The sequence below is a fragment of the bacterium genome (assembly GCA_035549195.1).
GTDB lineage: Bacteria > Oederibacteriota > Muellerivitia > Muellerivitales > Muellerivitaceae > DASZRK01.
In genome coordinates this window covers 1-9,309 of the sequence record DASZRK010000016.1, presented here as the reverse complement: position 1 = coordinate 9,309, position 9,309 = coordinate 1, and the positions used below count along the sequence as shown (strand labels likewise).

Annotated in this window: 10 protein-coding genes; 4 read left to right on the top strand and 6 right to left on the bottom strand. The window is 53.6% G+C overall.

Annotated features, from left to right (window positions below; all coding sequences use genetic code 11):
• Positions 1–302 (bottom strand): hypothetical protein (locus VHE12_03215; protein HVZ79792.1); only part of this gene is annotated, 302 nt, incomplete at its 3' end.
• A 213-nt stretch (positions 303–515) separates the two neighbouring features.
• Here VHE12_03215 and VHE12_03210 point away from each other — a divergent pair.
• The 3 genes from VHE12_03210 (at position 516) to VHE12_03200 (ending at position 3,541) form a co-directional block, all read left to right on the top strand.
• Entirely contained in the window at positions 516–1,631 is a 1,116-nt protein-coding gene (locus tag VHE12_03210) for a tetratricopeptide repeat protein (protein HVZ79791.1), read from the top strand.
• Between the two features lie 33 nt (positions 1,632–1,664).
• Positions 1,665–2,642, top strand: a complete 978-nt coding sequence (locus VHE12_03205; GenBank protein HVZ79790.1) for a hypothetical protein — start codon at positions 1,665–1,667, stop codon at positions 2,640–2,642.
• Positions 2,643–3,331: 689 nt separating this feature from the next.
• On the top strand, positions 3,332–3,541 hold the full coding sequence (locus VHE12_03200) for a hypothetical protein (protein HVZ79789.1): 210 nt from the start codon (positions 3,332–3,334) through the stop codon (positions 3,539–3,541).
• Positions 3,542–3,832: 291 nt separating this feature from the next.
• On the opposite strand, the gene VHE12_03195 is transcribed toward VHE12_03200, so the two are convergent.
• From VHE12_03195 to VHE12_03180, 4 genes are all read right to left on the bottom strand, one after another.
• Positions 3,833–3,961: a hypothetical protein gene (locus tag VHE12_03195; protein ID HVZ79788.1), complete on the bottom strand. Its 129-nt coding sequence runs from the start codon at positions 3,959–3,961 to the stop codon at positions 3,833–3,835.
• Positions 3,962–3,985: 24 nt separating this feature from the next.
• Positions 3,986–5,125, bottom strand: a complete 1,140-nt coding sequence (locus VHE12_03190) for a hypothetical protein (protein ID HVZ79787.1) — start codon at positions 5,123–5,125, stop codon at positions 3,986–3,988.
• A 250-nt stretch (positions 5,126–5,375) separates the two neighbouring features.
• Positions 5,376–5,975 (bottom strand): mobile mystery protein B, encoded by a 600-nt coding sequence (locus tag VHE12_03185; protein ID HVZ79786.1) that lies wholly within the window; start codon positions 5,973–5,975, stop codon positions 5,376–5,378.
• Complete coding sequence (locus tag VHE12_03180) at positions 5,972–6,448, bottom strand: mobile mystery protein A (protein HVZ79785.1); 477 nt, start codon at positions 6,446–6,448, stop codon at positions 5,972–5,974. The genes VHE12_03185 and VHE12_03180 overlap by 4 nt, the downstream gene beginning before the upstream one ends.
• A gap of 662 nt (positions 6,449–7,110) precedes the next feature.
• On the opposite strand from VHE12_03180, the gene VHE12_03175 reads away from it, so the two are divergent.
• Positions 7,111–8,151: an SDR family NAD(P)-dependent oxidoreductase gene (locus VHE12_03175; protein HVZ79784.1), complete on the top strand. Its 1,041-nt coding sequence runs from the start codon at positions 7,111–7,113 to the stop codon at positions 8,149–8,151.
• 44 nt (positions 8,152–8,195) lie between these two features.
• Here the strand turns inward: VHE12_03175 and VHE12_03170 are convergent.
• The coding region (locus VHE12_03170) for a hypothetical protein (protein ID HVZ79783.1) at positions 8,196–9,309 on the bottom strand (1,114 nt) is incomplete at its 5' end.

The window sequence follows — 9,309 nt, the reverse complement described above, 5'->3', positions numbered from 1 at the left end:
TGGAAGTTATAGTCGGAAGGCTGTACCCCGTAGCGGTCCCACTTGGCCCAGGTGCGGATGGAGATATCGGGGGCCAGGTCCAGGACCTGGGGGTCGATGTCGTGGGTGCCGGTCTGGCTGAAGGCATAGACCGTGATGTCGTCCATAGGCAGGACCGGCATGGGGGTGGGGGAAAGGACCCAGGGCCCGCCGCCTGTTTCGACCAGGCCGTTGGGGGGATGGGCGCTGGATTGGGCGAGTAGGAGGGCCGGAAGCCCCAGGAGCAGGCAAAGCGCGGCTTGGGTGAATGTTCTTCGGATCATTGGATCACCTACCATTCATTTCGTTACTACGAATCAGTTCCAGCCCGGCCGGGTTTTTCGGACCGGTCCAAAATAAAATCATTCCCAAGGATATTACCTCTGGGTCGACCAGAGTTTGAATTCTATTGGTCTCCTGAGCTCATTGACGCTCTCAACAACCGCATTTAGGATAGGCCGGTATTTTTCGATCCTCTTTTCTCGCCAAAGGATCCTATGAAGCCCAGGTTTTTTTACCTCTTTTTAGCGTTCCTCACCCTGTTCACATGGCCAACCTCCCGATGTCCGGCTCAAACCTCCCAGAAGAAATTGACCTATTACCAAAAAGGCATGACCGCCTACAACCTGGGCCAATACGACAAAGCCCTGATCGACTTCAAGGAAGCTCTGGATGATGACCCCGATTCATGGGAAGCCTACCAGCAGGAAGGTTATTGTTATTACCAATTGGGAAAACCGAAGGAAATGAAAGCCGCTTTCGACGAGAGCCTGAAACGGAACCCCGAAAACCCGGAACTCAAGGAATTCATCAAGAAGATCCCGCCCCCCGATAAAAAGGGGCACTCCAAAGGAAAAAAAGAAACAAAACCCGAAGCAACCCTTCCTGAAACAACTCCCACTCACTGGGGTCATGCCCCTTGGTTGAATCTTTCCACCAGCTTGGATTATGCCCTCTTGCAGGACCTTTCCGTCTCCGCCAACGCCTGGAACGCCATTCTCACCCAATATCACGCCCCAGGAAGCGGTTCGGTCGCCAATATCGGATTCCAATTCGCCCTGGAATTTGGGCAACCCTTGGATCCCCAGGATACCCTGTCACTCTCGGCGGGGTTTGAAACCGGCCATGGATTCCACGAGGACCTGGGCCCCTCTAGTCCGGTCTCACTGACCATCAACCCCCAACTCTTCCTGTTCGGGTTGAACTACTACCGTTACTTTCCCGAGGCGTCCAGTCGATTTTTCCTGACCGGGGGCGTCCTTTTCGGTTTGTCCGTGACCGATTACTACCAGAACGATCCCACCGAGACGATCCAAGGCCCCCTGAGCGGCAATGGGGTTGGATTCACCTTCGGCTTAGGCAAGGAATGGCGCCTCGCCTCGGATATCGGCTTTCAGTTGGCGGCCCGCTTTCGTTACTTGACCATCAACAAGCTCCAGAACGATTATCTGGTAACCACCGGCGGGAGCGGCCAGGCTGTCCTGGCCACCGACTCTCAAGGGGATATTGGCCTGGCGTCCCCTCAAGCCATCGGCCAAGACGGGTTACGTTATGCGACCCTGGATTACACAGGTCTTAACATCAATTTTTCGCTGAACTTTTATTGGTTTTAAATGGAAGATCGTGGAGAAAAGAGTGTCCGACCAATGAATAGGATCAAATTTTTAGTTTTCATTTCTACATCGTTCGTCGCGATATTTTTTTCCATTTCATGTGATCCAATTACGATTACGTCCAAAATCCCGACATTCACCCCCACCTGGACCCCGACCGGCTCGCATACCTATACACCCACTTTCACCTTCACCCTCACCAAAACCCCAACGATCACAAACACCCCCACCATCACATTCACCCCAACGAATACTTACAGTTCAACCCTCACCTACACCCCTACAAACACCTTCACACCCACCTCAACCTTCACCCCTTCTGTCACCCCCACACCGGCCACCATACCCACCTGTGGGGCTTCTAGCGTCACTCTTTATTCGGATGACTTCAGCAATTCATCGACCTTTTCCAATTATGAGTCTTTTGAGCGAACGACCGGTAGACCGATGAGTTTTCAAATTACGGGCGGAGAGTTTTTAATGACACCTGATAGCGCTACCGGTTTATACACTGGCGCCTCAAGTGCGATGGTACAGATAAAAGACGCTATCCTCAGTCATTCCCTTTCCAATTACACCTTAGAGTTCGACTCAAAAATGGACCTTTTGTCAGGCAGTGGTTTTTTCGGAGCCGCTGTTCGTAGCTCTTTCAGTGGTTCCAACATGTCATGTTATTCCTTCATCCTGAACGATAACGCCGAGAATCCTGTTCCTTACTGGCAGGTCCTATCCAATTACGGGTCCTACGGTAATTCCTATCAGTATTTTGGCGGAGGATATGGCACCGGGGCTTCGGTCCCAACCTACACGGCGGGTACCTGGGCCCATTTCAAAGTAGTGTGCCAAGGCTCAAATTTCGCCTTTTATGTCGATACGGGTAGCGGAACCACTTACCTTTATGGCTTTGGAGACACCACTTATCCAACCGGAAGCGTCGGTTTTTCCGTCTGTTGCTTACGAAATCCAAACCTGGTTCACTTCAAGAACCTAGTGGTGACGAGTTGCCCTTAAGGGCCCGACAATCCCTACTGAAAATTTGAATCAATATTTTTGGGAGTATCGATGATCATGATGGGGCCGCAACGAAAAACCCTCCTTTTCATCACGACCGCTTGCATTTTGATGGCAATGAGCTGTTTTTTCCTAAGTTCATGCAATTCCATCCTAGTGACACCCAAGGTCCCCGCAAACACTCCGACCATCACGTCCACCCACACACCCATCCCTCCCTTCCTGACCCCGACCCCATTCTTCACACCCTGCCCGGGCGGAGGTTACTTCGGAAATTCCACCTTCAACTCGGAAACCAGCATCGCGTCCGTGGTTTATTTGGACCGTTATCAAGCGGCCAGTGCCACGACCTTGGTAAGTCTTTCCCTTTATTCCACGGATGTTGGGAAACAATTTGAATTGGGTGTTTATGGGGACAATGGGACCGGAACGTTCCCGACGAACTTATTGGGCCGAACTGGAACCCAAACTGTTTATTCGGCAGGTGTCAATTCGGCCCCATTGAACAATCCCGTCTTGCTTACGGGCACTAATTTTTATTGGTTAGCCTTAACGGCAAATGGAAGCGTGGCTTTAGCCGCGCTTTCCGGAGGAGTGGTCGCTACCGATAACGCATCCGCTTTCCCCAATACGATCACGGTCTATTCCTCCAATTGGAACGGGCCCCAATTCGTGCTTTACGGAGAGACTTGCCTTGCACCCACCTACACCCCCACCAATTCCCCGACGGTCACCAATACCCCCACGATCACCGATACCCCAACAAACACCTTTTCGCCGACCATTTCCTTCACCCCCACAAATACCCGGACCCCGACCAATTCACCAACTCCTACCAATACACCAACCCCGACCAATACCTGGACCCCCACCTTCACCTTCACCCCACTACCCGTTAAAAGGATGTTCGTAACCTCCTTGGCCTATCCACCCAATTTAGGAGGTTTGTCCGGCGCCGATTCCATTTGCAACGCACGGGCAGCCGCAGCCACGCTCGGAGGAACCTGGGTCGCTTTCCTTTCAACATCAACAACCTACGCCTTTAACCGGATCACACCCGCAATTTGGGTCCGGACGGACGGAGTTACGGTTTTCGGGAGTACTTATGGTTTGTACCCGCTTGTCCCTCCAAATCTGGACGAATTTGGAAATCCCGTTTCAGTCGTGGCATGGACCGGAGGTTCGTCGAATCAAAATTGCTCCGATTGGACAAGCAACAGCTCTAGTTTTTTGGGTTCCACCGGCGCGCCATACTCGGCGAGCGCCGATTGGTCAGATAACGGTTTGATCCAAAATTGCAGCCTTTTCAGCAATTGCATTTACTGCTTCGAGCAATAAATGCCTTAAGGCGATTCCCATACGTCGTTGTAATAATTGGTTAAGTTAAATCTTCCGGCAATGACCCACATTTCACTGTTAAAGACAAGGCTTGCGTGGGAATTCCTGCCATTGAAAGCCGCCGAGGCCGTGGCTTGCGTCCAGTTCACGCCATCCGAGGAATACCAGGCTTCGTTGTAATTATTGTAAAAATTGAACCCACCGATCACCCACATTTGATTGTCGAAGACCAAGCTCGAATGACCCACCCGAGGAGTGAAAGCCGCCGAAGCCGTGGCTCGGGTCCAAATCATCCCATCCATGGAATACCAAACGTCATTTCTTTCGGAACCAGTATTGTCCTCCCCTCCGATCACCCACATCTTATTGTTGTAAACAACACTGCTATGCCATTGCCGTGGCCCAAAGGCCGCCGAAGCGGTCGCTTGGTTCCAATTCGATCCGTCCGATGAATACCAGGTATCACCCAAGAACCCGATAGCACTATTCCACCCACCTATCACCCACATCTTGCTGTTGAAAACCAAATAACTCCCATTCGATCTTTTTCCAAAGGCTGCCGTGGTGGTGGCGGGATACCAAGTTGAGCCATCTGTAGAATTCCAAACATCGCTCAGATCGGTGACCCCATTACTTTCCCCTCCAATGACCCACATTTTATTGTTATAGACCAAGCCACCCGGACTTAACCTGGGTCCGAAAGCTGCTGCCGTCGTGGCCTCGTTCCAGGTGGCTCCATCCGTTGAATCCCAAACATCATTAAGGCGGCCTCCAGAACTGTCTTCTCCTGCGATCACCCACATCTTGTTGTTAAAAACAAGACCGAGATGACAAGCTCGGGCAGGAAAAGCAGCGGAAGATGTGGTTCGGTTCCAGACCGCGCCCACTATTGGGTTTAAGGTGGCGGTAGGTGTAGCGGTTGCTGTAGAAGTTGGCGAGGGTGTGGTCGTAGGCGTATTGGTTGCCGTTGAAGTACTGCTGGGTGTGGCGCTAGGGATAAACTCCAGTAGCGCTAATCCTGGGGCGGAAGGTGAGCTTTTTGGTCCACAAGCAAACGGCAGGAGCATAGACATGACCAAAACAAAAAGCAAAAAATAGAATGAGCGGCTCATAAACCACCGTCCAAAAGGGATATTTAATCCCAATGATATATCTTAATAAGGGTCAAAGATAATTATGATCCAAGTCGCCCGGCTAAGGTTTCCTCACCAAACTTCATGGTTTTAGCCACGGATTCAAGCCTCTTTTTCCAAAGCCTCATAAAAACCTCGCAGGGTCTTTCCTTGCCAAGGTCCAATCCACCAGGCCGTTGGGGGGCGAAAAGGAGACCCGGAAGCCCCAGGAGCAGGCAAAGCGCGGCTTGGGTGATCGATCCTTGGCGCATGGTTCCCTTCTTTACGACCGGATGAATTGTACCAGTAAAGGGTATTCTCCCTTATCCGCCGCCCTTAAAGCGGAGATATATCGGTTCCGCAAGTCTTGCGTTTTTTCATGGTCCGAATCGGCCTTGGCGGCCCCCCAGCTTGCGGGAGCCGCCCCCATTTTCTCCAGGAAGAGATCGGTGAAAAGACGGGCATGCCGCCCGTTGCCGTTGGAAAAGGGGTGAATGGACACCAATCGGTGGTGGACCCTAGCCGCCGCCTCGTCCCACGGATATATGCTTTTTTCCACCCACCAATGGACGTCCGTGCAAAGCTCCCGTACCTTCACCGCGATCTGTTCCGGCGGCTCGCCCAGGTTCTTGATGCTTTTCCGGTAAACACCGGCCCACTTCCAAACATCGCGGAACATCCGCCGATGAAGTTCCCTGACAAAGGCATCGTTGAGGATATCGGATCGTCCGGAACGAAAGGCCCATTCCCGAGCCTCCTGGATGTTGGCTTCCTCCATCAAATTGAGGTCCCCTCGGGTGGCGATGGCGGGCGGGATCAAGCCTTCCTTTTCCTCATCGGTCAAAGGCGTCTGTCCGTCCGAGGCCGCGAAAAGGTCGATCACGGTTCTTCCCAAAGCCGTGGGTCTTGCTTGGCCTTGAGCTCGGCCGCCAGGTCGTTCTCTCTTTTGGACGCTATGGAGCTTTCCACCGCTTGGTCTTCCAGTCTCATGGAATGGGCCGTCTGGTTCCGGATGCGGCGGGCCAAAGCCAGGGCCCTCTTATCTAAGATGGATTCCAAGGAATCAGCCCCTTCTTCGGGTACGACCGCGTAGACCAGCCGGCAGCCCATCGCCTTCGCCGAACGCGCGATGCTGTTGAGGGTCGCGGTCCCTAGGGCTTCATTCTTTTCAATGGAATCGATCGCCTTGAGGCTGACTTTCAAGCGCTTGGCCAATTGCCGAATGCTCAAACCCAAAGCCACGCGATCCGCTTTCAACCATCCACCTTGTGGTTTGGGCGGCAGATTGGGGAGATCTTTGAATTTTTGGTCCAGGAGCTGACGCTGGAGAACTGTGCTTTTCTTGTTATGTCTCATGCTTTTAAGTATTATTAAAACATTACATAAAGTCAATATATGTATCATTAAAGCAATACATTTATTGAATTCTAGGCGTTAAGGGTCTGCTCCTGGGAGCACCCCTCAAATTCCCTTATTTCGAGTGTTACCATTAGTAACAAATCGACCCCTTCACCCGCTTCAGACAGGCTCAGCCCCTTTGCTCGCCCTCTCTCTCGAGGGGAGAGGGTTGGGGTGAGGGTGCCTCCCGCTCGGTTCCGGATGGATCCAGTACCCAGGCCTGCGGACCCTGAGGAGTTCAGGGTATTTTCGACCATGCGTTTTTTAAGGGTTTCCGTGGCATTGTGCAAGACTTGCAGAATGCCATTATTCCCCTTATTTTTCGAATACCTATTCTTCCAATTAATTCCACGCCTTAATTCCACGCCCACCCGGTTTTATTACCCGGTAATAAAACTTGCCACTGGTTCCCCCCCTCCGGACCCTGAGGCCCTCGAAGGGCTGGCCTGGTTTTACCACGCCGTGGTAAAACCCGACCCCTGCCAGCCCCCCGGTTCGGTCGGGATGCCTCCGGTTTTATCACGGCGTGATAAATTTCAGCCCCCTGCCACCCCCCGAACCCTGAGGCTCTCGAAGGGCACCCTTGGCTTTCAGAAGGTCGACCCGCCAGAATGGGTCCCATGACCACCCCCCAATCCCCCATCCATTCCGGCTTCGGCCCCGCCTCGACCGCCGAGGAGGTCATCCAGGGAATCGATCTGACCGGCCAGACCGCCATCGTGACCGGGGGTTACTCAGGCTTGGGGCTGGAGACCGCCCGGGTGCTCCGGCAGGCCGGGGCCCAGGTGCTGGTCCCCGCCCGGGACGTGCCTAGGGCCCAGGACGCCCTCAAGGGCCTCGGGATCGCCGTCGAGCCCATGGACCTGATGGACCCAGCCTCCATCGACGCCTTTGCCGATCGGTTTCTAAAGGGCCTTACCACCCTGAGCCCGGCTACCGGGTCGAATGGGCTGGCGACGGGCCAGTCCCTCTCTTTACTTATCAATAGCGCCGGGATCATGGCCTGCCCCCTGACCCGGGACAGCCGGGGCTACGAATCCCAGTTCTCCACCAACCACCTGGGGCACTTCCAACTGACCCTCAAACTTTGGCCGGCCCTCAAGGCCGCTCAGTGCGCCCGGGTCGTTTCCCTCTCCTCCTGGGGCCACCGCCACTCCCCCGTGGTCTTCGAGGACCCCAACTTTGAGCGCCGGGAATACACCCCTTGGTTGGGCTATGGGCAATCCAAGACCGCCAATATCCTTTTCGCCCTGGAACTGGACCGGCGGGGAGAAGCCGATGGCATCCGGGCCTTTTCGGTGCATCCCGGGGGGATCGTGGCGACGGGGTTGGGGAAATACATCACGCCGGAACAACTCAAGGCCGGTGGGGCCGTGGATGAGAAGGGACAGCCCGTCATCGACCCCGAGCGGGGCTTCAAGACGGTCGAGCAAGGGGCCGCGACCAGCGTCTGGTGCGCCACCAGCCCGAGTTTAAAAGGAATGGGTGGGGTCTATTGCCAGGACTGCGATGTGGCCCCAGTAGTCGACCTGACCAGTGATGCAGCCAAGAAGTTCGCCTCGAAGCCCTTGGGGGTTATGCCCTACGCGGTGGATCCGGAAGCGGCGAAGAGGTTGTGGGAGTTAAGTGAAAGACTGACGGGGACCAAAGGGCGAGAATAGAAAGAAAATCTCCAAAAGTTTTAGAAATTGAACCGACCCTTTGTTCAATACCGAATGACGTCCCTGGGGGCTTCATTCCATTCTTTTTCAGCAGGCCCCTTCGCAAGCTCCCTTTCAGGACTATCCGGTATGAAGATCCCTTGGGTCTTATCAAAACGATAGTTGACCTCGCTGTAATGGAACTTCGCCGGAACACCCAGCACTCCGTCCTTGTCGATCGTTTCATAGTTTTTTTTGAATAAACGAAGATGGCTTTTGTCCCTCAACTCCAAAACACTGTCAAATCCTTGGGCCCCTACCTGTTGGCTGGCCCTGCAAGGATCGTCACTTTCCAAGTAATCCAGGACATCCCGAACAACCCCTTGGACCTCCATGAACAAGTGACCATTTCTCTGGCACCCTATCTGACCGATAAGGAATAAAAGAGCTTTTCGGCCATCAGGGAACCCCAAAACCTTCATTGCCCCATAGGAATTGAAAGTGTCTTCTTGGTTGTCCCAACCAAGGACTTGGTGGGTCAATTTGCCTCCCATCTCGGTGAACAGAACGAATTTCTGATCGCATCGATTCCCGTAGGGGACAAGCTCTATAGACCCGAAGGCGGTCAGGATGAATTGCTTCTGACCGCTCCCCGACAGGTCGAATATATCCGGCTCTTCCGGCTCGATCGTGCAGGGACCCGATGGAAGTGGGTCGTCCCATCCCTTCTCTTTTCCATACTGCCCGCATTGAAGGTTAGCTTGCATCCACGCCCTTGCCTCAGCGACCGCTTGTTCCATCTCCTGGGAACCGTCGGTCTCTTTCCAACCTAGGACAACCCGATGGGAACCCGTCGTTACCGGCCGAAAGGATTTCGCGCAGTATTCCAGGATGGGATCAAAGGTCCCCTTTTTCTCCCGTGGGAACCACATTGTAAATAAGAGAGTGAAACGCCGGTCATCGACCCGGACGGGGATGGCTTTCCAATAAAAAACCTTGTCTTTTTCCTTACCCCGAAATCCGGAAAATACCAAAAGGTGTTCTTTCGTGACCTTATAGGTGATCACTCGGTCCGTGACAGGTTTGGTAAGCTCTTCCATTTCCTGCTGCCAGCTGAGCCCTTCCTCGTTGGGAACTATCCTGACGCACAAGGCGGCATGGGCCTCATTGGACCCAAAG

What these genes read in the sequence shown, in the direction of transcription:
- VHE12_03205 (HVZ79790.1), top strand. Translation starts at nt 1,665, where the DNA reads ATGAATAGGATCAAATTTTTAGTTTTCATTTCTACATCGTTCGTCGCG.
- VHE12_03210 (HVZ79791.1), top strand. Translation starts at nt 516, where the DNA reads ATGAAGCCCAGGTTTTTTTACCTCTTTTTAGCGTTCCTCACCCTGTTC.
- VHE12_03180 (HVZ79785.1), bottom strand. Translation starts at nt 6,448, where the DNA reads ATGAGACATAACAAGAAAAGCACAGTTCTCCAGCGTCAGCTCCTGGAC.
- VHE12_03195 (HVZ79788.1), bottom strand. Translation starts at nt 3,961, where the DNA reads ATGCAATTGCTGAAAAGGCTGCAATTTTGGATCAAACCGTTATCTGAC.
- VHE12_03175 (HVZ79784.1), top strand. Translation starts at nt 7,111, where the DNA reads ATGACCACCCCCCAATCCCCCATCCATTCCGGCTTCGGCCCCGCCTCG.